At 54.9% G+C, this 24079-nt stretch carries 17 protein-coding genes; 9 read left to right on the forward strand and 8 right to left on the reverse strand.

Going from position 1 to position 24079, the window contains the following annotated elements:
- From VFO10_RS11460 to VFO10_RS11470, 3 genes are all read right to left on the reverse strand, one after another.
- A partial coding sequence (locus VFO10_RS11460) for a M16 family metallopeptidase (RefSeq protein WP_325140160.1) occupies positions 1-637 on the reverse strand: 637 nt, incomplete at its 3' end.
- A gap of 130 nt (positions 638-767) precedes the next feature.
- A complete protein-coding gene (locus VFO10_RS11465; RefSeq protein ID WP_325140161.1) occupies positions 768-920 on the reverse strand; it encodes a hypothetical protein in 153 nt (50 codons plus the stop codon).
- A gap of 108 nt (positions 921-1028) precedes the next feature.
- Positions 1029-1796 (reverse strand): TerC family protein, encoded by a 768-nt coding sequence (locus VFO10_RS11470; RefSeq protein WP_325140162.1) that lies wholly within the window; start codon positions 1794-1796, stop codon positions 1029-1031.
- 203 nt (positions 1797-1999) lie between these two features.
- On the opposite strand from VFO10_RS11470, the gene trpS reads away from it, so the two are divergent.
- The 7 genes from trpS to VFO10_RS11505 all read left to right on the forward strand — a co-directional run bounded on the left by trpS (position 2000) and on the right by VFO10_RS11505 (position 11562).
- Positions 2000-3013, forward strand: coding sequence for a tryptophan--tRNA ligase (gene trpS / locus VFO10_RS11475; RefSeq protein ID WP_325140165.1), 1014 nt, complete (start codon positions 2000-2002; stop codon positions 3011-3013).
- Between the two features lie 11 nt (positions 3014-3024).
- A complete protein-coding gene (locus VFO10_RS11480; RefSeq protein WP_325140167.1) occupies positions 3025-5178 on the forward strand; it encodes a DUF455 family protein in 2154 nt (717 codons plus the stop codon).
- Between the two features lie 78 nt (positions 5179-5256).
- On the forward strand, positions 5257-6735 hold the full coding sequence (locus VFO10_RS11485) for a M17 family metallopeptidase (protein ID WP_325140169.1): 1479 nt from the start codon (positions 5257-5259) through the stop codon (positions 6733-6735).
- The gene (gene mtgA / locus VFO10_RS11490) at positions 6732-7796 is read left to right on the forward strand and encodes a monofunctional biosynthetic peptidoglycan transglycosylase (protein ID WP_325140171.1); all 1065 of its coding nucleotides are present in this window, start codon (positions 6732-6734) and stop codon (positions 7794-7796) included. The genes VFO10_RS11485 and mtgA overlap by 4 nt, the downstream gene beginning before the upstream one ends.
- 3 nt (positions 7797-7799) lie before the next feature.
- Positions 7800-9017: an FAD-dependent oxidoreductase gene (locus tag VFO10_RS11495; RefSeq protein WP_325140173.1), complete on the forward strand. Its 1218-nt coding sequence runs from the start codon at positions 7800-7802 to the stop codon at positions 9015-9017.
- A 12-nt stretch (positions 9018-9029) separates the two neighbouring features.
- Positions 9030-10016 (forward strand): isopenicillin N synthase family dioxygenase, encoded by a 987-nt coding sequence (locus tag VFO10_RS11500; protein WP_325140175.1) that lies wholly within the window; start codon positions 9030-9032, stop codon positions 10014-10016.
- A gap of 106 nt (positions 10017-10122) precedes the next feature.
- Positions 10123-11562, forward strand: coding sequence for a hypothetical protein (locus VFO10_RS11505; protein WP_325140177.1), 1440 nt, complete (start codon positions 10123-10125; stop codon positions 11560-11562).
- Between the two features lie 67 nt (positions 11563-11629).
- Here VFO10_RS11505 and VFO10_RS11510 read toward each other — a convergent pair whose 3' ends face one another.
- On the reverse strand, positions 11630-13546 hold the full coding sequence (locus VFO10_RS11510; protein WP_325140179.1) for a 7TM-DISM domain-containing protein: 1917 nt from the start codon (positions 13544-13546) through the stop codon (positions 11630-11632).
- 255 nt (positions 13547-13801) lie between these two features.
- Between VFO10_RS11510 and VFO10_RS11515 the strand changes: the two genes are divergently transcribed.
- On the forward strand, positions 13802-14569 hold the full coding sequence (locus tag VFO10_RS11515) for a hypothetical protein (RefSeq protein WP_325140181.1): 768 nt from the start codon (positions 13802-13804) through the stop codon (positions 14567-14569).
- 4 nt (positions 14570-14573) lie between these two features.
- Here VFO10_RS11515 and VFO10_RS11520 read toward each other — a convergent pair whose 3' ends face one another.
- The gene (locus tag VFO10_RS11520; RefSeq protein ID WP_325140183.1) at positions 14574-16646 is read right to left on the reverse strand and encodes a type IV pilus twitching motility protein PilT; all 2073 of its coding nucleotides are present in this window, start codon (positions 16644-16646) and stop codon (positions 14574-14576) included.
- 219 nt (positions 16647-16865) lie between these two features.
- On the opposite strand from VFO10_RS11520, the gene VFO10_RS11525 reads away from it, so the two are divergent.
- Entirely contained in the window at positions 16866-17738 is an 873-nt protein-coding gene (locus tag VFO10_RS11525) for an EamA family transporter (RefSeq protein WP_325140186.1), read from the forward strand.
- Here the strand turns inward: VFO10_RS11525 and VFO10_RS11530 are convergent, their stop codons facing one another.
- The 3 genes from VFO10_RS11530 to VFO10_RS11540 all read right to left on the reverse strand — a co-directional run bounded on the left by VFO10_RS11530 (position 17739) and on the right by VFO10_RS11540 (position 23905).
- Positions 17739-19625, reverse strand: a complete 1887-nt coding sequence (locus VFO10_RS11530) for a bifunctional homocysteine S-methyltransferase/methylenetetrahydrofolate reductase (protein ID WP_325140188.1) — start codon at positions 19623-19625, stop codon at positions 17739-17741.
- 191 nt (positions 19626-19816) lie between these two features.
- A complete protein-coding gene (locus tag VFO10_RS11535; protein WP_325140190.1) occupies positions 19817-20830 on the reverse strand; it encodes a tetratricopeptide repeat protein in 1014 nt (337 codons plus the stop codon).
- 72 nt (positions 20831-20902) lie between these two features.
- The gene (locus tag VFO10_RS11540; RefSeq protein WP_325140192.1) at positions 20903-23905 is read right to left on the reverse strand and encodes a hypothetical protein; all 3003 of its coding nucleotides are present in this window, start codon (positions 23903-23905) and stop codon (positions 20903-20905) included.
- Between the last annotated feature and the right edge of the window lie 174 nt (positions 23906-24079).

A 24079-nucleotide genomic window follows, 5' to 3' on the forward strand; every position in this document is an offset into this window, starting at 1 on the left:
GCTCGGGCGGTACCTGCTCGATATCGCTTTTGTTGCCGATCGTGGTGCGACCATAACCGTGCCACTGATAGGCCGCGTTCATCATCTGTTCGAAGAGAACGCCGGTCGGATCATTTTCACCGCGCTCGAATTCGTTGCGAACCACCGAGAATTCCTTGGCCAATTCCTCGGGCGCGATCTTGCTGTTCACCATGCGATCGGCTTCGAGCGCCAGGGCGAATTCAAGGTTGCCGTTGCCAGCGGGAAGGGTTTCGAAATAATTGGTGCGATCGAAATAGGTCGAGGCGTTGAAGCGCGCGCCGCGATCCTGCAGCTGCTTCCAAATATCCGGCCGCTCCGGAGTGCCCTTGAACAGCATGTGCTCCAAAAGGTGAGCCATGCCCGCTTCACCGTAACCTTCGTGACGCGAACCGACATTGAAGGTCAGGTTAACTGTCACACGAGGCTTGGAGGCATCGGGAAAGAGAACAACCCGCAGACCGTTGGCCAGCTGATATTCCTTCAGGCCTTCGACTTCGGTTACGCTTTTCACACCAGGAACAGTCACAGTCTCCGCCTTGGCAGACGGCTGCTCCGCACTCATGGCGAATTGGCTGGTTAAACCCAGGGCCAACCCAAGAGCAATCTGTTTGATCATCTTTGTTTCCTTTACGGCAGAATAGAGAAAGCATTCTTGCATGAAGCTATAACGCGTCTGTGCGAAGATTTTGATGAGAAAAGTGAAGACACAAATTTTTTTTACGGAAGGAAGGCGAAGACACGCCCGGTCAGCGCGGGTGAATTTCCCCAGACGCGAGGCTGGGAACGGGCTTGTATGCTGGGGTTAAGGTCTCTTGGCCGCGGGCAATGCTTTCCCGCAGAAGCCCCACAAGGAAGGCCAGGATAAAGATGCCGGCACGCAAAATTCTGTGCGAAGTCATGGGCATTTCCTTCTCTGATTCCGAAGTCCCGGGGACTCACGTCCCCAAGGGCTCTTTCGGTAGCGAGAAGGCCGGGCCCAAGGGCAGAAATTGCCCAGGTTCTACGCCTTAAACTTCCTTTTTGAATTTCTCGGGATATTTGTAGTTCAGAAGAACGGCGCCGACCAGAATCGCCACCATCAGAGGCAGGAAAACGCCTTCGGGAATGTGCAGGCCGAGCATCGGCATATGGAAGCTGCCGAGCTTGATCTCGTGGATTTCCAAAAGGACTTTGATACCCGCGATTCCCACCAGGACAAAGGCGGTTTCGATCAAAATCGGGAAGCGTTCGATCAAGCGAATGAAGTAGGATGCGGCCACGCGCATCATCAAAATACCGAGGATCGCGCCCGTGACGAGCACCCATTTTTCCTTCGACACGGCCAGCGCCACAGCCACGGAATCTATGGAAAACATAAGGTCCATCAGCTCGACGGCGAGTATGGTTTTCCATACCGCTTTCCAGCCGGCCCGCTGCACCAAGGGCTGACCCACTTCATCAGGCAGCCTGAATTCATGAGCTTCCTTCACGGGCTGCTCTTTCTCTGTGGCTTTTTTCAAAAACAGTTCGTTAACCGCCAGCCAGACGAGGTAGGCGCCGGCAAGAAATTTAACCCACTCGTGCTCCATCAGGGTCACGCCCACAAACACGATGCCGACCCGCATGATATAGGCACCCCAAATCCCCCAGAGCAGGGCATGGCGGCGGTCTTCGGGGTGTTTCAGGCGGTCACTGACCAGGGCGGCAAGAGCGAGGGCGTTATCGAAACTCAAAAGACCTTCGAGAATGGCCAGCTGAAAGACCATTCCGATGTGCGTAGGGGTAATGCTATCCAAAATTTAATCCTCAAAGTGACGCGGTCAAAGCAGGTCAGAAAAAATTTCTTTAACAATGTAGGCGATCCTCGCTAGGTACGCAATATTAGGCAAGGCTTTCACACATTTTGTCCGCACGAGGACACTCAAAAGGCCGGGAATGCTGGCGGTTTTCATCCAGAATCAGTATATCGTGGGGAACCGTTGTCGCGAAAGGAAACCACATGGCCACTCCTACACCGAGTAAAAAAGTCATTTTGTCCGGCATCCAGCCCACCAACAATCTGCATTTGGGCAACTACCTCGGTGCCGTAAAAAATTGGGTGAAACTTCAGAAGGACTTTCATTGCTACTATATGGCCGTCGACCTGCATGCCTACACCGTGCGGCAGGATCCGGCGCAGCTTCGCGACAACACCTATCAGGCCATTGCCATTTACATCGCAGCAGGCCTGGACCTGGATCACTGCATGCTCTTCGTTCAATCGCACGTGCCGCAGCATTCGCAACTCGCATGGCTCCTCAACTGCAACGGCTACATGGGTGAACTGAGCCGCATGACTCAGTTCAAGGATAAGAGCAGCAAGGCCGGAGCCAACATCCCTGTCGGACTTTTCACCTATCCCCTGCTCATGGCGGCGGATATTCTTCTTTATGATACGCATCTCGTTCCGGTCGGTGATGATCAGAAGCAGCACGTGGAGCTGACCCGCGACGTCGCGCAGCGGATGAACGGGCTTTATGGCGACGATACCTTCGTCGTGCCCGAGCCTTATATCGCGCCTGTTGCGGCCCGCGTCATGGATCTTCTGAATCCGACGAGCAAGATGAGCAAGAGCGCCGTGAATCCGAACGGCAGTATTTTCCTGACCGACACGCCGGCTGAAATCGATAAGAAATTCAAACGCGCGGAAACGGATTCGGGCAAGGACATCGTGCATGATCGGCAGAATAAGCCCGGCGTCAGCAATCTCATCGATATTCAATCGGCCTTGACCGGAGAAACGATCGCCGCGATCGAAGCGCGCTACGTGGGCAAGATGTATGGTCACCTGAAAATGGAGACCGCCGAGATCGTGAAAAAGGAACTGGAGCCGATTCAAAAACGCACCCAGGAGCTTCTGGCCGATAAGTCGGAGCTGGATCGCATTTTGAAGAACGGCGCGGAAAAAGCCATCGCCAAGGCCGAGGTCACGCTGCGTCGCCTGCATGAACGCATCGGCTTCATCATGCCTTGATAGGAACGGGAATGAACATCAGCTTGATAGCGGAGCGTCTGCTCTTCGGCGATCGACTGGAGGATAAACTCCTGCTGCCGGACAGCTGGACGGACGAGGAGCGCGGACCGGGGATCGGAATTCCGGCCAGTCCCGGCCGTCCCGCGGCCCTCGCGTTTGCGCCCAAAGCCGTGCGCGTTCCCTTTCCCGATGCCCGGTCTTTGGATGATGATATGACCCGCGGGATCGTCCTTCATTTCTTTGCCAATCACGAACTGCTCGCCATTGAAATCATGGCCCTGGCCCTTCTGCGTTTCCCCGATGCTCCGGCGGTCTTTCGCCAGGGGCTCATGCAGACGATTGCCGAAGAACAAAGTCATCTCCGTCTTTACCAGGACAGGATGCAGGCGCTCGGTGTGGAATTAGGCGCCGTTCCGGTCAATCAATTTTTTTGGGATTGCCTGAAGACGATGCAGAATCCCCTGGATTTTGTGATCGGGATGAGCCTAACCTTCGAACAGGCCAATCTGGATTTCGCTCGTTATTATCAAAAGGCCTTTGCCCAACTCGGCGATACCGAAACCGCTGCGATCCTGCAGAAGGTTTACGAGGATGAAATCGGTCACGTGAAGCATGGCGTGAGCTGGTTGAATCGCTGGAAGGATCCCGAGGAATCGCAGTGGCAGGCCTATCAGAAGCGTCTGAAGTTGCCTTTAAGTCCAGCCCGGGCCAAAGGTCCTATTTTTGATATCGAAGCGCGTCGGAGGGCCAACTTGAGCGAAGATTTCATGGAACAACTCGATGTCTTTTCGGGCAGCAAAGGCGGCAAGCTTCCGGCGCTGCATTGGTATAACGCTGACTGTGAATTGGAACTCGCGCGGGAAAGCCCGGGTTACAGTCCCAATCAGGGCACGCGCAAGGTCATGGGCGAACTCATGACCTGCATGATGTTTGTCGCGAAGCCCGGGGATGTGGTGCTGGCGAACAGGGCTCCATCCGTGCGCTGGCTCGCGCGCATGCGCGAACTTGGTTTTGATCTTCCCGAATTCTGCGAACAGCCGGAAAGCACGCGCGAGATGCGGCGCATCCTGGAATCCCGACGCTGGGAACGTCTCACGCCCTGGGGCTGGACGCCGCGCAGTCTGGATATGGCGCGCATCCTGGATCCGGGCGGGCAGAAACCCTTGCCCATTGACCTGGCGACCGAAGGTTTTTGGCAGAACCCCTGGATGGAACTCTTCAGAAAGTCCGCGCTGCCGGCTTTAAGACGCGATCTGCGTCAGGAATTATCGGGTGATGATGAATCGCTCTGGGGACCGCAGGAGGCGGATGGGGCTCTCTTACGCGATATGACTGATGTGCTCATGGCCGTCGCGCGGCTGCATGAACAGTTCGGAACGCCCGCGGTGATCAAGAGTCCTTATGGATTTGCCGGATCGGGTATGCTGCGGGCCTATCCCGGCCAGGATTTGAGCGAATCGCAGCTCGGTTGGATTGAACGTCAGCTGAAACTATATGGTGCGGTTCTGATCGAGCCCTGGCTGCAAAGAATCGCGGATATTTCCGTGGTCTGGAGTCCAGACGAGGAGGCTTTGAGCAGCTTCGTCTTCCACACCAATGCCAAGGGCCAATACAAGGGCCATTCCCTGCAGCCCGTGTCCTATGCGCTGGAGCCCGAGCTGCGCACGATGATGTTCGCAGCGAAGCAGGGCCAGGAAGCCGCTTATGAAAGGCTTTTGGAGGTGGCCGGTCTTGTTCGGAGCAAACTGCAGGAGCGTGGCTATCGCTATGCGGCCGGCATTGACACCATGCTTTACCGCTGGCGCGATCGCGTTTATCTGCGGGTCCTGGGTGAAGTGAACTGCCGCATGACTATGGGTCATATTGCGCGGGGTCTGCGGCGACGCGTGAATTCCTATCAACCGAGTCTCTGGCAAACCATCACGGCCCTCGAAGCGCAAAGCAAGGGCTGGGCAAAGCTGACTGATTTGGCCGAGGCTCTGCAGAGTCAGCATCCGATCCAAACCAAGCAAAACGCGGTGGAAAAAGGCATTTTCTTCACCAATGATCCCTATCAAAGCCAGTACGTGCTCGGGGTTGTGGCTGTAGGCGCCGAGGCGATTTCCGCCTGCGAAGGCATGGGCGCTCTGTCGGCTTCTCCCTCGGTTTTGAACGACCTGACGTAAAAATATGATGGACCAGGGCCGGGTCCAGGCGGCAAACTGATGGTCGACTCAGTTGGCATTACGATAGGGAGCAGACAGGTGTTGAATCGCAAGTCGGTAGCGGATGGGTATCCCGAGCAGGATCACGGTGAAGATGGACTTCTTTTGGTGCTGACCAGTCCAGGCAGTCCCGTGAGCGCGTGGATTGATGAGCTTAAAAAACAGGCGATCCCCACCCTGCAGCGCGAGATTCACTATGCGAAACTGCATATGGGATTCAAAGATCCGCGTCGACCCTATGCCGTCGTTGAATGGACAGAAGCCGGCCGTCATACCCTGGAGCGCCGCTGGATCCTTTCGCAGTTCTATCGGACCCTCCGTCAGCAGCTGCGGGTGAAAAAACTTTGCGTGTTCCTTGCGGCTTCCGCGGAACCCGCGCAGGAACTCATGATGGCGGAAGACGCATTCCTGGCTTCGATGCAGCCCAATGATCAGGGCAACGACTGGGCGCGGGTCGATATCGTGACGGCCAACTCCGAAAAACTGCAGAAAAGCGATCCCTATAACGCCATCCGCTGGGAGGCGATGCAGGGTTATCGCAAATGGATCAACGAAAATCCGGATGAACTGACCTCGATTGAAATCGGTAATCGCCTGCGGAAGTTTGCCGGCGAAAACGGCTGCGAATTTCGGGAAATGGGCCTGGAAGAGCTGCGGCGTGAAGGTTTGAACCTTCTTTTGGCCGTGGGTCAGGGCGCCCAGCGTTCCCCCTCGCGGCTTTATATCGTCTCGCATCAGGCCAATAAACCGGGAAAACCTTTGATGCTGATCGGCAAGGGCATCACCTTTGATACGGGTGGCATCAACCTGAAGTCCTTCGACAGTCACGTCAACGCCATGAAAAATGATATGGGCGGCGCGGCGCTGACCGCGCATCTTTTCCAGGCGCTGGTGAAAGCCGGTTATGAAGGCCCGCTCGTGCTTGTGATTCCATCCTGTGAAAATTCCATAGACGCCAATGCGATGAAGCCGGGTGTTGTCGTGAAAAGTCACAAGGGATTGGACGTCTTCATCGAGCATACCGATGCCGAGGGCCGTTTGATCCTTGCCGATGCCATGAGCTATGCGCATAGTCTTTATCAACCGGGTTTAACGCTGATGGCCGCAACGCTGACCACGGCTTCGCTGCGCCAGTATTCGAATTATTTCACGGGCGTTCACTTCGCATCGGATGAGCTGCAAAACCTTCTGCATGAACGCGGAAAAAAATGGGGTGAACGCTTCAGCTGCTGGGAGGAATTTTTACCCTTCAAGACGGCGAATACCACAAAGGCTGCGGACCTGACCAACCTCGGCCGCCTGCCTTCGCATGCGAATATCGGCGGTGGCTCCAGCGTGGCGGCGCATTTTCTAAAGGAATTCGCCAGTCATCCTTTGGTCCATATGGATATCTTCTCAAGCTGCTGGAACTGGAGCGGGGATTATCCGGGGGTGGCCTTCGGCGCGACCGGAGCTCCTTTCAATACCCTCTTTGATATACTCAGACACCATGGACAGCAGCTGGCGGCGGGCGCATGAACGAGGCCAATCCCTCGCGTTTTGCATGGTTGAAATCTATGAAATGGACCTGGCGGCGTGGGCTGCTGGGTCTGATCGCAGCTGTTTTCCTGTTTGAAGTCATTGGCCTCATCGTCATCTGGCCCGACTGGGACGCCTTGCGTCAGGGCAAAGTGCCGGAATCCGCCTTGATTGAAGATTATAAGGAAAAGCGGGCCGAGAACCCAAAGCTGCCGCGCCTGCAGTGGACGCCGCTGCAGAAACCTTTGCCGAACCGCATTAAAAAGGCTTTCATCCTGTCGGAAGACAGCCGTTTTTACGAGCATAACGGAGTTGATTTCCAGGCGATCCAGGATGCGATGGAATACAACTGGAAGCATAAAAAGATTCTGCTGGGCGCCAGCACGATTTCCCAGCAGACGGCGAAGAACATGTTTCTTAGCCTTTCGCGGAATCCCTTGCGCAAATTCCATGAACTCTTTCTCACCTGGCTTTTGGAATACAAGCTGAGCAAGGCGGAAATCCTTCACGTTTATTTGAATGTGGCGGAATTCGGTCTGGGCATTTATGGAATCGAAGCCGCGGCTCGTTACTATTACCACACGAGCGCCTATAATCTTTCAACAGCGCAGGCGGCGGAGCTGGCCGCGAGTCTGCCGAGTCCGAAGAAACACAACCCGCGGACCCGGACGCGATTTTTTACGAAGCATGTGGCGCGACTTTCGCGCACGCTGCAGATCGCCGATCAGTATGCGGCGCAGCAGGGACAGAAACCGGCGGCGGAATCCGGCGCTCTCGTTTCGGATGAGCTCGCGAAAAAGCTGCAGGAGCTGCGTGAGCTGAATCGCGAAGAGGCCGACCCACCTTCCGAAACGACAGTCGAGGAACCCAAGGCCCTGCTTCCTGATGATGCTGCGGATGATGCCGCTGATGATGAGGTCACAGCCGGGACACCGATTGTGGAAACGCCCAGCGTCACGGAAACACCAACACCCGAACCGACTCCAACGGAGACACCCACTCCCACAGCCACTCCGGATGCTCAGCCGTTGGACGGAGAATTTAACGTCCCACTGGAGTGAGTCATGTCTGGTTATTCGCATCCCTATTGGCTTGAAATACCTGCCCTGAAGGGCAGCCTGGATCAACCGCGCGATGCCGAGATCATCGTGATCGGATCCGGCCTGTCCGGCGTCAGCACCGTGTATTGGCTGCAGGAAAAGGGTTACACCGATATCCTGCTGGTCGATTACGAAGCGGAGAACGCTGCGAGCTTTCGGAACTGTGGTCACATTCTTTATGGAACAGTGGAATCCATGCAGGCGCTCACAGCTTTGCATGGGGAAGAGATCGCCCGCAAACTCTGGGCCCTTTCCATTGATATCTGCCATGAAGTACGCGACACGATCCTGCGGCATAAGATCGAGGCGCAGTATAAACAGGATGGTTATCTGGTGATTGCCATCGATGAAAGTGAAGAGCGCGAGATCCAGCAGTCGATCGCTCTTTTGAATAAAAATGGCTTCGGCAGCGAGTATGTGAGTCGCGAAAAGCTTGAAAAAATGGGTTTTCGTAACGTTCACGGCGCGCGCTTCGAACCAGGATCGGCCCAGGCGCATCCGACTTTGTTTCGGAATGGTCTTCTGGAAGTCTGCCTGAAACGGGGACTTCGTTATCACTCCGGTGTGAAGGTCACCGCAGTGGATGAAGTGCGGGATCGCGTGCGGCTCACGACAATACCCTGGGGCGATCTTTCCTGCGACGCAGCGGTGATTGCGGCGAATGCCTACTCCCCTTTGCTTTCGGACTTTTTCGCCAAGCATCGTCTCGTCGAGCCTTTCCGGGGGCAGCTGATCACGAGCAAGCCCCTGAAAAACCACAAATTCCCAGTCCGTTATCCGCATAGCTTCGATCACGGCTATGAATATGCGATCATTACTGAGGACAATCGCCTGATGATCGGCGGCTGGCGGAATCGAACGGAAGGCGGTGAAATCGGGATCTATGATATTGGCGTCAATCCGCTTGTCGAGCAGGGCCTCAAGGATTTTGTGGAAACCTATTATGCGCTGAGCGAGGAAGTGGAATGGGAATTCTCCTGGTCCGGGATCATGGCGGCATCCAAGACGGGCTTCCCTTTCATCGGTCCGACCGACAGCCAAAGGATTTTCACCTGCTCGGGATATACCGGCCACGGCTTTTCCTGGGCTCATGGTTCAGCAAAAATACTGGCGGATATCATCAATGGTGATCCCGTTCCCGACATCATCCGCGAGAAGTGTAACCCACGTTACTTTCAATAGAGCGAGGCTTTCATGCAGGACTTCACGAGCATCCCCATCGTGGATCTGGCCCAGGATAAACAGAAGGTGGCGGCTCTTGTGCGCAGGGCCTGCTGCGAAAGCGGGTTCTTCTACATCGTGAACCACGGTGTGGACGCGGCTCTGCAGGAACGCCTGGAGAAATTGAGTCACGCATTCTTTCAAAAAGATGAAGCCTACAAGATGCGGTGGCGCATGGCGCTCGGCGGCAAGGCGTGGCGCGGCTATTTTCCTGTGGGCGGAGAATTGACCTCGGGCAAACCGGATCTGAAAGAGGGGCTTTACCTGGGCACGGAATTGCCCGCCGATCATCCGAAGGTGAAGGCCGCTGTGCCGCTGCACGGGGCCAATCTCTTTCCCGATCTGCCAGGCTTCAAGGACAGCATCCTTTCCTATATGGATGCCGTGACGAATCTCGGTCATCGCCTCATGGAAATCATGGGACTGAGTCTGGGCTTGAGCGCCGATTATTTTCATAAGCATTATACCCAGGATCCTTTGATCCTCTTCCGCATCTTCCATTATCCACCCGATCCCAAACCGCAAAGCACGGAAAGCTGGGGCGTCGGTGAGCATACTGATTATGGACTTCTCACGATCCTGAAGCAGGATGATTGCGGCGGCCTGCAGGTCAAATCCCGTTCACACTGGGTGGATGCGCCTCCTGTGAAGGATTCTTTTGTCTGTAATATCGGGGATATGCTCGATCGCATGACGGGCGGACTTTATAAGTCCACGCCGCATCGCGTGAAAAATGTTTCGGGACGGAATCGCTATTCCTATCCGCTTTTTTTCGATCCGGGTTTTGACACGGAAGTCAAAGCGCTGCCGCTCGCCAAGGTGGAGCAGGACGATCGCGAGGAACGCTGGGATAAAGCCAGCGTGCATGCGTTCCAGGGCACCTATGGGGATTATGTGCTGAGTAAGGTGTCGAAAGTTTTTCCGGACTTGAAGCAGGATGTGCTGGAAAAGAAACCCTAGGAACTCCCAATCCAACCGTATTCCATCAATTTCCTGATGGATCGCATAAGAACTATTGTAAAATGAGCGCAGACTTCAAAAAATCCCCCCCATGAGGAGAATGAGCGTGCGCCTCTATCTTGCCTGTGTGTTCTATGCGGTCCTGGGCATATCGTGCAAAACGATTCACAAGAATCCGAGTCGGCTCAAGGTCATTCAAGGCACGCCTGAAGCCGGCGTCAGCGGAATTCTTGATAAGGCGCCTCTTCTGATTGAGCCGGGCAAGCCTGCTGTCGTCAGTATCAATCGCATGGCGGGCTCGCCTCCTGCCGATGGCGAACTTCGGCTGGAACGAGTTCAGCTGACTTTTTTACCGTCCGATGGTTATGCAGATTGCAAGCCGAATCTTGAAAAAGCAGTCTTCACCGAAACGGTGGAAAAGGACATCCAATCCCCTGACGACTTCCTGACGCGAGCCAGCTATCGGATGCAGGACATTAGCATGACGGTTGCTGGCAACCCGGACGGCAGCTGGACTCTCAGCGCCGAGGGTGGACATGACATTGGTGATCTCTATCTGGAATTTGACAACAAAACTCAGCAGACCTGCCAGGTCTCGGCCATTGGGCACGGCTATTATGCTGTTAACAGCACAGGAGCTTGGGGCACAGGAAGCGGCGACGTGGAACGCGATCGCCTGGTTCGCGCCTGGGGTACGGATCGAGGGCATCGCCTTTGGCATTACCTCTGGCATGGAATGCGCTCGCAGTGGATGTATATGGATCAGAAGGATAAGGATGCCCTCATTTCCCATTATGGGCCCGGCGTGGCACCTCCCCAGCGCAACCGTCAGGGGACTCCCGATGGCGAGGATTTCCTTTATATGCATCACAATATGCTCAAAACCATCAGTCAGTCCATGGCCTCCCAAGGCAAGACCATGGTGCCCGCCTGGAAGGTGCTGCCACGTTTCGATGACAAGAACCATCCTTCAACCGATTGGGGCAGCGATCAGGAAACCTTCGATACCTGGGAGAAGGACTATCGCGATATCGAAAAGGTGAAGGGCATGACACTTGGAGAATATGGACAACGGATCGAGCAAACCATTCACAACAACATGCACATGCGCTTTCTGAATCCTGCTGATATGGAAATTCCTGGCGACCCTCTGGATCCGGAGTGGGAAAGAAAATTTTCCAGGCTCTTTGATGACCCGAGCTATGACTATCTGGGTGGAACCTATTCGTCGCATGTGAACCCGGTATTTTTCATGCTGCATGGCTGGGTGGATGATCGAATTCAGACCTGGCTTGAAGCTCACGGCTATAAGAGCATCGGTTCTGCTGAGGAATGCAGCGGCAAAACCGACTGCTATGTGTGGCTCTCCGATAAGGCTTATGCGGCTGATATCGATCGCAAACCCTGGGAAGGTGTGGCGCCTGGACCTTCGCGAAATGGGATGGCTTTGCATCAGCATAGCGTTCCCACGGGGCCGGTGCCAGGACTCAGCGTCAAGGCACGCGCCCGTCTCTATCAAACGAGAAGGATGGGTGGCTTCCGATAAGCGCTCGGTGCACTTCGCGCGACTGGCTCGAATGAAGGGGGCGTGAAGGGGATATGGCCTCCTTCTTTCAAGCTGACCGCGATGTGGAGTTCTCTTCGAGGACATCGTCGGGTCTGAGAAACTTATAGAAAAGTCGCGTCGCCGCCGGATCGTCACGGACGACCGCCCCGTGATCCTGAAGGCAATATTCGACGAATCCCTCCAGGCTTTCGCGCTGAAGACTCGCTCTGACTTTCTCATGAAGGATGATGATGCTGGATGGGGCCATGTCCCTGAGAATCTTCTTCCGCATATTCTCATAGCGTGTCGCCAGCACGATGGCCCGCCCGTGAAGATCGTATTCCTTGGTCCCTGATTCGGGATAGAAGCCGATGACATCGTCGAAGGCGATGCCGATGCCGCAGCAGATCGGCTCGTGATAGCCGAGCTTCTGCACCTCATCCTGAAACGCTTCATAGAATTTATAGGCCAATTCCAAAGTGTCCCGGGCAATATATCCCGTCCTGGATTTAAAAGGAAAACCGACACTGCAGAGAAAGCCATCGCCCAGCTCTTTGATGCGGTATGCGTTGGCGCGCAGTTCCGTTCCGTCATACCCTTCCATCATGATCTCATTGCAGCGCAGAAACACATTGCGGAAGAAGTCCTTGGCTTTCTCGTGGTGAATCCGGGAGCTGCCGATGATATCGAAGCTGATCACGCAGGCCTTGCCGGAACCTGTAGGCATGGTCTGCTCCAGTTCCGCCGCCTGCCGGATCTGCTTGATCTGATGGGGATAGAACACCTTGGACAGCTGCTTGAAGGCGTGATCGCTCTCCTCTTTGGCCCGCTTTTCCTGGAGCGTGATCTTGCTGAGAATGGCGAGGGTAAAGAAGACGATCTCGAACATGAAACCAAACAGCGCGCAATGGGCCAGCAGGGGATGGATCTGCACGTAGATCTCAAGAGCCAGGGCAGCAAGGGACAAGGTCAAGACCAGCGTGCCGACCGAGAGGTACGTGGCCGGCTTATAACCCGCGAGAGCCGCGCGGATCGAAGCAAAAGTGAAAAAGCTGATGGAGGCCAGGGGAACGAGGACACTGAAGCCCATCGTGCGCGCGACGTAAGAATAGATCGCCGAGGCGATCGCGACAAGGATGAGGACGTCGCCGATAAAACGAATATTGCGTATTCTGGAGGCCAGGAAATAGCGGCAGAACGCCAGGAGAAAGGCGCTCGACAGGCAGGCGGCTATGGCGCCATTGACCAGGGAGAAGGGGAAAAAGAAGCCGTAGGACATCAAAAAAAAGTAAAACGCTGAAGCCACGTAAAGTGAATAGAAGAGGAAATAGAATTTTCGGAAGGAAAAATAAATCCAGATCGTATGCACGAGGATCAGAAGGATGGCTCCGAAGAAGAAGGGGATGATGATTTTCTTGGAGTCATCATAGCCCAGCACTGTTTCGAGATCGCTGAAGCGGACGAAGGTCGTGCTGTACTCGACCTTATAATCGTTCTTAACGGAGGTCACGATATAATTTTTCCCGGGCTTCAGCGGGATGATAAAGTAGTGACCCAGAAGCCCGCGTCGCGGCAAAGCTTCGACTTTTCCATCGGTGACGAGGAAAGAATGCTTTTCTATCACGACGCCTTCGTACTGCGCGATTTTCAGATCCTCGCCCGTATTATTGTGAATGGCGCTCACGAGGATATAGTAGCCTGATTCCCGGATCGTCACTTTCGGTCCGGTCAAGGCCAGGGCGCCTTCCTTGGATATTTCCGTCAGCATCTCGTCGATGGAGAGATGGCGGTCATAGGCTTTGATGGATCGGTATTCTGAGGTGAGTTGAACTTCTATTGTGGATGTGATGTCCTGGAGTTCAAGACTTGGGACGGGAACGTGTTGCATCCAGTCAGCCGCAAGCGCATGCGGCGCGAAGCCCATGGTCATCGCGATCAGGAGAGCCTGAAGCCTGGACCATTGTTTTGAAAAGCGCCTTGTCATGGGGCCGATTTTCACCTTCATCGCACAAGTTTTTGACTCACGATTAGGTTCGGAATGAGGGCGGAGAATTCTCAGAGTTGGCAAAAAATCGGAATAAGACGCTGATATGAATATTATTTTAGACGACTAACTCGCTTGTATTATGAAGCGCGAGGTCCTGGCCAGAGGCAAAAAACCTTTTCTTACCTCAGGTATGGAAGTTTCGAATAATGTATCATAGTCTATGCAGATACCCTGAACGCCTGGAGCTCAATCATGAAGATTGCCAGTCTTTTCCTGGTCCTTTGTTTCCTGTTTGGATGCAGAACAACTACAGAATCCCAGCGAGGAGACACCGGGCCTCAGGGTGTTCCTGGCCAAGAGGGAAAAGATGGAACAACAGGGGCCTCGGGCAAGGATGGTGCTCCGGGCAAGGATGGTGCTCCGGGCAAGGATGGTGCGGGCGTGAAATTTGCTGCAAACAAAGCCGCGCTGACTGAGCAAGTGTGCAGCAATGATCTCGTATTCGTTCAAGATGAAAAGGCCTTCTATACTTGTGCCAAGGGGAACGATGGAAAGTTCATTTGGACCAAGGTAGGCACCAATGAGTTTAAGCCGGGCTTTGAAGGAAGAGCTTATATCTCGCGGTTATGCTATAGATTTGAATCTGACACCCTATCTCCTATTAGGGACAATGATGTCATCCGAGTCGACTTTAGAGACGGGCAAATCATTGTGAGGCAAGCAAGCTATTTCGATAGGCAGAAGTGCGAAGAAGCAATAAAAGCAAAACTTCCGGTTGGGGAAAATACTCGATCGTCGTCTTATGAAATCAGAAATGAAAAACTGGGTAGTGATAAGCTATACACCCTGGTTGTGCCAACGGATAGCCTACTGGCTTTTGGTGAATCGTTGTTTGTTGTTTTCGATCCGAAGTTCGAAAGTCCAACTCTATTTATCAAGAAGGCACTGGAACCTGGATCCCAATTTACTTGGCTGGATCTTACAAAGGGCCATACCATGATGTGGCTTCCAGATCCTTGATGGTTTAAGCGGTCTTAACCGCAGGATCTAGGGTAATGCCTTTTTGCTGAAGCATGTTGGCAAAGGCTTCCTTCTCCACCGACTTCGCATAGGCGTCGCGAGGATCGACGATGCCCCTTGAGACAAGGTTCAGGAGCGCATCATTGAGCGTGCAGTTGCCCTTGGCCTTCTGCGTCTGCATATGGTTTTGCACCATGTGCGTATTGCCTTCCCGAATCAGGCTGGAGACAGCCTTATCGACGATCAGAATTTCGTGAGCCGCGACCCGGCCGCCGCCTTTTTTCTTCACCAGCGTCTGGGCCACAACACCTTTCAAGGATTCCGCGAGCATCACGCGAACCTGCTCCTGCTGCTCGGCAGGGAACTGATCGATCAGACGATCCACGGTTGAAATCGCAGTATTGGTATGCAGCGTACCAAAGACGAGGTGACCCGTCTCGGCGGTTTCGATGGCGATTTCCACGGTTTCCAGGTCCCGCATCTCGCCGATCAGAATGATATCCGGGTCCTCGCGCAGGGCCGCACGCAGCGCCCGCGAGAAGGATTGCGTATGCTTATGGACTTCACGCTGATTCACAAGGCAGCGTTTTTGCTGATGCACGAACTCGATCGGATCCTCGATCGTCAGAATATGCTCGCTGCGGGATTCGTTGATCAGATCGACCATGGCCGCCAGCGTTGTGGATTTCCCGCTGCCCGTAGGTCCTGTGACCACGACCAGCCCCTTATGCAATTCGCAGAGTTTGCGAATGGCGGGCGGCAGGCCCAGGTCATCCGCCGACAGTATCTTATCCGGGATTTGCCGCAGCACCGCGCCCACGCCCATGCGGTTGCGGAAGACGTTGACGCGGAAGCGTGCCAGTCCTGGGACTTCATAGGAAAAGTCGGTATCGCAGATGCGCGCGAATTCCTCGCGATTTTTCGGGGGCATGATAGGCAGCAGATAGGAACGCATCTGATCTTCGGTCAGAGTTCCTTCACCCATGCGGACGATTTCGCCGTCGACACGCACGCAGGCCGGCTGGGCCAGGGTCAGGTGAAGATCGGAGGCTCTTTTTTGCACCATGTTTTCCAGGAGCGCATCGATCGGCAGGCGGCCTGTGCGATCAATGGTTTCACCGGGTATGCTGGCTCCAAAGTGAATTACCGAGGATTCCTGAGGCGGCCTCATGCGCGGAGCACTGCTTTCCCCCGCATCCATTCCGGGAGCGGGAGCACCGCCTATGGGAAGGTGAATCGCAGCATAGGTATTGGTGAATTCATTGGGACCGCGCGACAGCGAATGAATCGACTGATTGAAGTGATAGTCTTCCGCATCGGTGTGCTCTTCCCGCTGAAATGCAGGCATAGGAGCCGGGGTCGAGGCCTGCGGCGTGGCCGAGCTGATGACCGTATTCTGCGCCGGTTCCATCGCCTTCGGCACATTGTTCTCGGTGCCGGTGTTCGGCCCTTCGCCAGCGAAGTCGACGGGAATCGGTTTATCAAAACGAGGTTTGGCCTGAGTACCGGCGCCATCCGTCATGGAATTTTTTGGGACCGGAGGCACGGTGAGTGCAGCAGGAGCCGCGGGCGCCATGGCGTCCTGGGCTTCTTCCATACGCGCCGGGGCTACGGGCATGTTTTCAACCGTGCCCTGGCCGGTGACCGAACCCATTGCAAAGTGTCCGACCGTTTCCGACCTTGCGAAGGGGGAAGGCTCTTCGGCCAGTGTGGGTTTGGGTATGGGTTTGAGCGTTTGATTCAGCAGCTGATTTTTGATCTGCTGATACATCTGGTTGCCTTGCGGCGGAATAAAGGCAAAGAGTCGAGCCACATCACCGGTCGCGGCGAGCAGCTTCAATTCTCCAAAGTTTACGATCGAAAGAACACCTTCGCGAACCGGCGCGGCTACGGGCTGCGTCGTCGGCAGCAGAGACTCGATCAGCTGAAGAATTTCCTGACGGGATTGCTCGGGTAAAGGAGCGATCGGCCGTTCGGCGGCAAACATCATCAGCTGCGGTTTGTGGGCTTCTTCAAAGCGCACAGCTTCCGCTTTATCGAGGATGGCTTGTTTGAGAGCTTTCTTAAAGTTCTCCATAACCCTTTTGCCTGTGGAAAGTATTCCGGGGGCCAGAAACCCTATCGGATTGAAATCACGACCCTTAAGGGCTTATAAAAAGAAAATTACGCCTCGCTTTGCGCAGGCACCCTTGCAAGGCCCGAAGATCATTTTGGAAAAATACGAGTCGATCAGAAATCTCAAGTATTTCTGTGAATTGCCGTAAATGATGGGGTTCCATCATGGAGGAACAGGACCTTGGGATGGTTTGCGCTTGCCATTTGCTGCATGGTTTTTTGCAGCTTTAAATCAGTGCTGGCGAAAAGACTTTTGCACAGCTTCGAGCCCTCGAGCTTTTCCTTCTTCGATCAATTCTTCACTATGCTCTTTGTTCTTCCCTTCCTGCATGCGCGGAGCCTCGCGTCGCTCGATTCGGACTTCTGGTTGATGCTCGGTGCGAGCGTGGTGCCATCGATGGTCGGCGTCGTCTATTTAAGCAAGGCGACCAAACACGGGCAGATGTCCGACGTGTCCCCGCTTTTGATCTTTCTTCCCGTCTTCGTCGCCCTCGCCGGACCGCTTTGGAACGACGACGCCTTGAGCCAGAAGGCCTGGGCGGGTATCTGCACCGTGGGTGTGGGCGGTTACTTTCTGAAGCTCGAAGCCTGGCGCCGCCCCTTCGATCCTTTGGTTCGCATCATGAGTGACCGTGCCGCGCGTTATGTCTGGATCACGGTCATCCTGGGCGTCTGGACCACGCAGATTCAAAAATGGATGGTGCAGGCCTATGATGCCGGCACCGCCCTTTTCTTCACGACGCTCGGCGTTTTCCTGTGCCTCGTCCCCCTCACCTTCCGTCACGCCGGAGGCCTTAAGAACCTGACGCGTGAAGCCGGGCAGGCCTGGAAACTCCTGATCATTCTGGGCGTCGTCTCCTCGATCTCCGCCTGGTCGCAGTTCGAGGCCTATAACGAAGGTGGAGACGTGGCCACGATCCTCAGCATTAAACGGCTGAGCGTGATCTTCGTCAGTTTTTATGGATTCACAGTGCTGCGGGAGAATATGAACGTACCCAAGGTCATCGGCATCGGCCTGATGACCCTGGGTGGTGTGGTGCTTTATTTCGCGTGATCAGTGGCCCAGAACTTCAAGCGCCAGCTCCACCTTGCCAAAGGGCGCGGAGACCTGGAAGCCTTGAACAGACGAGCCCAGCTCCTCGACCATGCCGCGGGCGATTTCAATACCGACCTTGCGGGCATCTTCAGGATTTTTCGGAGCAGCCATGCGTTTCATGATTTCATCGGGGATGAAGACGCCGGGCACTTCGTTGTGCATGAACTGAGCGTTTCGGAAACTCATCAACGGCCAGATGCCGGCGATGATGGGGATTTTGATATTATGTTTCTCGATGTATTCGAGCAGACGATAGAGCGCGCGCAGATCAAAGACGGGCTGTGTGATCGCCCACTCCGCTCCGGCTTCCACTTTATAGGCGAAACGCTTCATCTCGTAATCGAAATCGCGATGCACAGGGTTGACACCGACACCAACGGACAAAGAGGTGGGCTCGCCGATGGGACGGGAGCCGAGGTCGATGCCGCTGTTCAGCCGCGAGACCATGTTGGTCAGACCAATCGCATCGATATCAAAGACGCCGGTCGCATTCGGATAGCTGCCCATCTTCGGCGGATCGCCCGTAACGAGCAGCATGTTGCGGAGGCCAATCGCATGCGCGCCGAGCATATCGGACTGCATGCCGAGAAGGTTTCTGTCGCGACAGGTATAGTGCAGAACGGTTTCAATACCGACCTTCTGCTCGATCATCACCGCAGTCAGGATCGCGCTCATGCGCGCACTCGCGCGGGGACCATCGGGAATGTTGATGGCATCTATGCCGGCATCTTTCAAACGCGAGGAGCTATCCAGAATCTTGGTGGGCACAACGCTGGCCGGTGGCAAAAGCTCGACGCTCGTCACCTGCTGACCATGCGCCAGCTTCCACGACCAGCGCGATTTCTGTTCGAAAGGCACAGGCACGCAGTGCGCATTGTTTTGCGTTTTGGTTTCTTCCGTGCCCGCGAATTCCATTGAAACGCGAGGGCGCTGCACGACTTCGGCGGCAGAATTCATCGCACGCTGATGGCGGAAGGTCTGCGACATCGCTTTGATGTGTTCCGGCGACGTTCCGCAGCAGCCGCCGACGAACTGCACACCGATCTGGAGGAAGTGCTTGGTGAATTCCGCCATATACTCGGGCGTGCACATATAAATCAAACGGCCGTCGATCTCTTTGGGAAGACCGGCATTGGGCTGCACGATGAAGGGGATATTCAGATCAGGAAACGATTTTTGAATCTGAGTCATCAAAGGCTGGGGACCCACCGAGCAGTTGAAACCAACGGCATCCACGCCCCATTCCAGAACTTTTTTCAAAGCCCATTCCGCAGGTGTTCCCACGGGAGTCTGGCCTTCGGCGCTCACAGTAATCTGCGCGATCAGCGGCAGTTCGGGAGCTTCCTGCTTCGCTGCCTGAATGGCCTGCTGCAGTTCGCTGATGTCGCCAAAGGTTTCGAGGCAGATGAGATCCGCGCCGCCTTCCTTGAGACCGCGAATTTGTTCAGCAAAAGCTTCGCGCGCCTCCTGGAAACTGGTCGGTCCCCAGGGTTCAATGCGCACTCCGAGTGGACCCACGGACCCGGCAACATAGGCCTCGGTGCCCGCGACTTCCTTCGCGAGACGCGCCGCTGCCCTGTTAATTTGGACGGTCTGATCCTGCAGATTGTGCTTGGCCAATTTGAAGCGGTTCGCGCCCCAGCTATTGGTACTCAGAACTTCCGCGCCCGCCTTCAGGTAGTCCCGATGCAATTCCAAAACGATGGACGGACTGGAGAGGTTGGCGTCCTCGAAACAACGGTTGATGAAGATACCGCGGTTATAAAGTTCGGTCCCTGTCGCTCCATCGAAGAGCAGGGGAATTTTCCTTGAAAGGACTTCTTGAAAAGATTTGGGCAGTTCCATCGTTCCATTCCTGGTGGCGTGCGGCTTCTGCAGCCCTGCGGGCATTTGAGCCAAGGTGACATGAATTGCACACGATTTTGCTATCGTAATTCAGAATGAAAGGCTTGGAAAGAGAAGTTGTCAGCTCTTCATACGAAAAAGGGCCTCGCTTGTCAGCGAAGCCCCGGAAGGGAAGGAGTATGAGCAGACGCTTATTCAGCGTTGATCGCTTGTTCAAGGTCGTCAGGGACCAGCATGGATTCCGAAGCAGCCTTTTTCGAGGCTTTCGCCGGCTTTTCCTTGGCAATCGCCGTGTCTTTCGGTTGGCTATAAACTTCGGCCTGAATACGGCGCAGAAGGAAGTTGCCCTTGCGCTGCATTTCCACATTTTTAATCTCAGGATCTTCGACCAAGGCAGTCAAATGGGTTATGGCACCCTTGTTATCATTGCGACCGTATTTGGCAACAAGAGCCAAATAGAATCGCGCATAGGCGCTATGCGAATCGCGTTGCAGAATCTCGCCGAATACCTCTTCGGCTTTGGCGAAATCACGCAGGCGGCTCAGGGCGATACCGTACCCGAGCATGGCTTCGGAACAGTCACCGCAGCGAGGACGGACGGCCTGGAAAATATCACGGGCGGCTTCAGCGTTGCCCATCTCAAGATTCAAATGGGCAAGGTTCAAACCACTCGCGATCTGCTGACCGGAACTATCAAAGGCTTTCTCGAAATGTTCCTTCGCAGCCTGGTAATCTTCGAAGGTCGCGCCAGGCTTGTTCATCGTCGCCAGACCCAAAAGATTGTGCACTTCGGGATTGCCGGGATGATACTGATTTAAAAGATTCGCGTAGTAAGCGGCCATGCTGTAGCTCTTCTTCATCGAAAGACCGATGGCAAGTACCGTCAGGGCCACCTCATCCTGAGGATGATTCTGAAGGTAGGTGCGGGCATCGGAAACGGCCACATCCCATTCCCCGGCACCCAAAGCCGCATAAAGGCGGATATGTTCGTTCTTCGTACTATTGCGAATCTCAACCCAGCTATCACGATCGAGTTTACGCATAATGTTTTGACCATTGGTCTGGTGCACGATGGGCGCCTTGCTGTAAGCCAGCGTGGAAGCGCCGCGACGGGCACCCGGAGCCTGTGACGAACCACCAGTGGTGGTACAGGCCGGGAGGGCGAGAATTCCAAGACCAAGCATCAGGTGTTTCAACTTCAACATAAATACTCTCCTTCCGAAACTTCCCTTAAGAATAACGAGCAGCTGCCGACGAATCGTAGGCAGGCTCTTCAATCACTCCCGATCTGTCTTCACAGGCATCCACTGAACGTAACCGTTGCCAATGGCGCCATGACTGCGATCGAGGTTTCCTTCCGAACTATTCACCACGATTTCCTGCGACCACACCGGAAGAGTGTCACCCTTCTCGGAGATGCCAAGGGCCACAACATCGGCCTGGGCTGCGGTCTGGCTGATCACGTTGATGATCCCCAGCTTCTGCGTTTCGAACTTCTGCACGATGCTGGATTCCAGCGTCTGCGGAATGCTGAGGTCTTCAATCGCGCTCAGGCTGTTGCGGGTGGTCTCCGACAGACGGAGCATCGCAAGGCCACAGTAACTCGATGTGCCCGCGGCACAGACTTTCTCATAGGACGCTTTGGTTTTCAGGAACACAGCATACTGAGCCTGCAGCGTCTTATAAGGATCGGTCTGCTCCAGGTTGAAGATCTCCTGCTTCGTTTCCTCAGCTTCCTTATCGGCCAGCATAAAGCGGCTCAAAGCCAAACCTTCGGAGGCGTCACGGCTTTGGATACCCAGGCCGCTCAGCTGCGCTTCGATCTGACGAAGCTTCGGATAGTCATTCTTCGAGGCTGCCTGGCGCGCTTCGAAAGCGAGGACTTCAGCCTGAACCGCAGGGTTATTGCCGGACAGTTCACGAGCCTTGGTCACGCCCCAGTAAGCATGTCTGGCTTCACCATAGCGCTCTTCGATGTGCATCACAGCCAGAGCGGATTTGATCTGGTTCTGACGGCTGACCTGAGGATCCGCGACATGAGCGGCGTGAATACGAACGGCGTTGCCGTAGAGTTCACGGCCCAGGTAAAGGTCCACAAGAGTCATGCGAATCTCGGGAGCCTTGGTGTCACGACCATAACGATCCGCAAAGCGCTGGTAGAAGAAGATGGTCTGCTCTTCCCAGGCCATCGGAATCGCCCAGCTGCCACCGAGCAGGAGCGCATCGTGATCGAAGCGGCTGGCAGGATACTCATTCACGAGAGCAAAGAGCGTCTCGACCGACTGAGGATGCTTCTCATCGTTATGATAGGACTTGCCGAGTATGAACATGCCTTCGGGACGACGGAAGTCGCTGCGATAGGACTTGATGAATTCAGCCAGCTTCTGCGAGGCCTTCTCCCAACGGGTGGCTGCAAAGTGCTCCTTGCCGCCTTCGAAGAGAGCGTCACCCAAAAGGGCCACGGCATCGAGTCTCTGATTCTGATACATGGGAACCATCTGGGCCTTGATCGCAAGGCGCGCGACGTTTTCCAGATTCTGCCACTGACGGGCCTTTTTATAAGTCTCAAGCATCATACCGGCTGCCAGCTGAGCATGGGGACCTTGCGAGTTCTTCTGAAGGGCCGCGGTCCAGATACCATAAGCCTTCGTCGCTTGATTCAGGCTGACATAAAGCAGACCCAGGTGAGCAAGGTCATCCCAGCTGCCGGTCGTCTGAAGACGCTCTTCATACATCTGCGCGAGGACCTGACGAGCCTGACCGGCTTCCTTGCCTACACCGGACCAGGGGGCTTTTTCCGACCATTTGGCCAGAACGCGCTGGGACTGCATCGCGAGCAGAAGATACTGCTGCGCCTGAGCCGGCTGGCTGGCGGCTTTGAGTTCCATGAAGATGCGCACGGCTTCAGCGTGCTGATCATTCAAGGCATAAAGGCGACCGATGTCGGTCTTCAAAGGAACTTTTTCATTCTCAATCGCCTGGCCGTCGAGGTAAACGCTGGCCACGGCAATGGCATCAGCCTTGACCTTGCGATCGCTGCTGGGATTTTTGCCCTGAGCGATCATCTGCGAGACCAGACTGCGGTGACGCAGACGGACTTTTTCAGCAGCGGCCTTGGCAGCGTCCTGGTTTTGACCCAGGATGCCTTCGCCTTCATACATTTGCTGGAAGGCGATCAGAGTTTTCTGATAAGGCTTGGCATTTTTGCTGCTCGCATACTGAGCCGCTTCCAGATCAAGAACGCGATCGGTGATCTGAGTCAGACGGCTTGAACCTTTGCTGCTGTCGATCATGCCGCGATAGTAACGAAGAGCGGGAGCCAGGTTGCCCTGAGTCGACGCCTGAAGAGCGGAACGCTCGGCGACGGCCTTGGCGACTTCAGTGTCACGGTTGGTCTTCAGATTCAAAGGAGCCTTGTTCCAGTCCGCGCGGGAACCTTCCTCGCGTTTCCAAATATTGACAGCATAGGCCAGAACTTTTTCACGATCACGACGAGCCAAAGATTTTGTAGCAGCGGTCGCGCGACTCAGATGCGTGCGGTAGGCCTCATTATTCCGGGCGGCTTCCGCGCGGGCCAAGAGAAGACTGCCGGCCACGATACCCGCAGAGCCCAGGCGATTGCTCACACGGGCGATGTCCTGCTTGGCTTCGCTATCATTGCGCTGAGCGCGAGCGGCAGCGACCATGAATTCCACGCGGGCCTGAAGACCCTTGCTCAATTGTTTGCTGATCTTTAAAAGCGCATCAGGCTTTTTGGTTTCGCCGTTCAGATACTTGGCGACCATGGCGTGATAGATGGCGTGAGCTTTACGATCCTTGCTCTCACGAGCAAAGTCAGTGGCGTAGCGAATGACGGCCGCCCGGGCTTCAGACAGTTTTTGTTCAGGGGCACCATAGTTCCCTTGAACGGCTGTCAGACGACCCGCCTTCATGTCTTCAAAGAAATAGGCCAGCAGCGCCTGGTTCTTATAAAGATCAGAAAGGAGTTCCAGGCGACGACCACCTTTGGCCAGAGCCAATTCACGGGTCTGCGCATCAACTTCTTCCAAGGTTCTTTGCACATAGATGTCATCGGTGAGACGACGCGAGGCCAGCTCAGGATCACGCAGGGCAAGATCCAAAAGCGGCAGTTCCGATCCACTGGAAGGCATGGGAATAATAGGGCTGAAATCAGCCGCGAACGCGATGCTCGCTGATAAGGACAGATTGAGCCAAAGTATCAGTCTCGAAAGACTTCCAAACAGCTTTTCCACAACAAGCTCCACAGCAACAACTTCCATTCCGATTCCACAAGAGAGGGGCCTAGGCCCTGCCTATCATCTTGCAAAGAATGGCCCAGACGCGGCAAAAGGAAAGAACTCTGATTTCGCAGGATTGCCCGCAAGCGGCATCAAGTCTCTTACCGTTTTGTCAAGAAGATGGTCAGGACTGGGGATGACACTGTCTGTAAGGTG

The organism is Oligoflexus sp. (genome assembly GCF_035712445.1).
In the GTDB taxonomy this organism is placed as follows: Bacteria; Bdellovibrionota_B; Oligoflexia; order Oligoflexales; family Oligoflexaceae; genus Oligoflexus.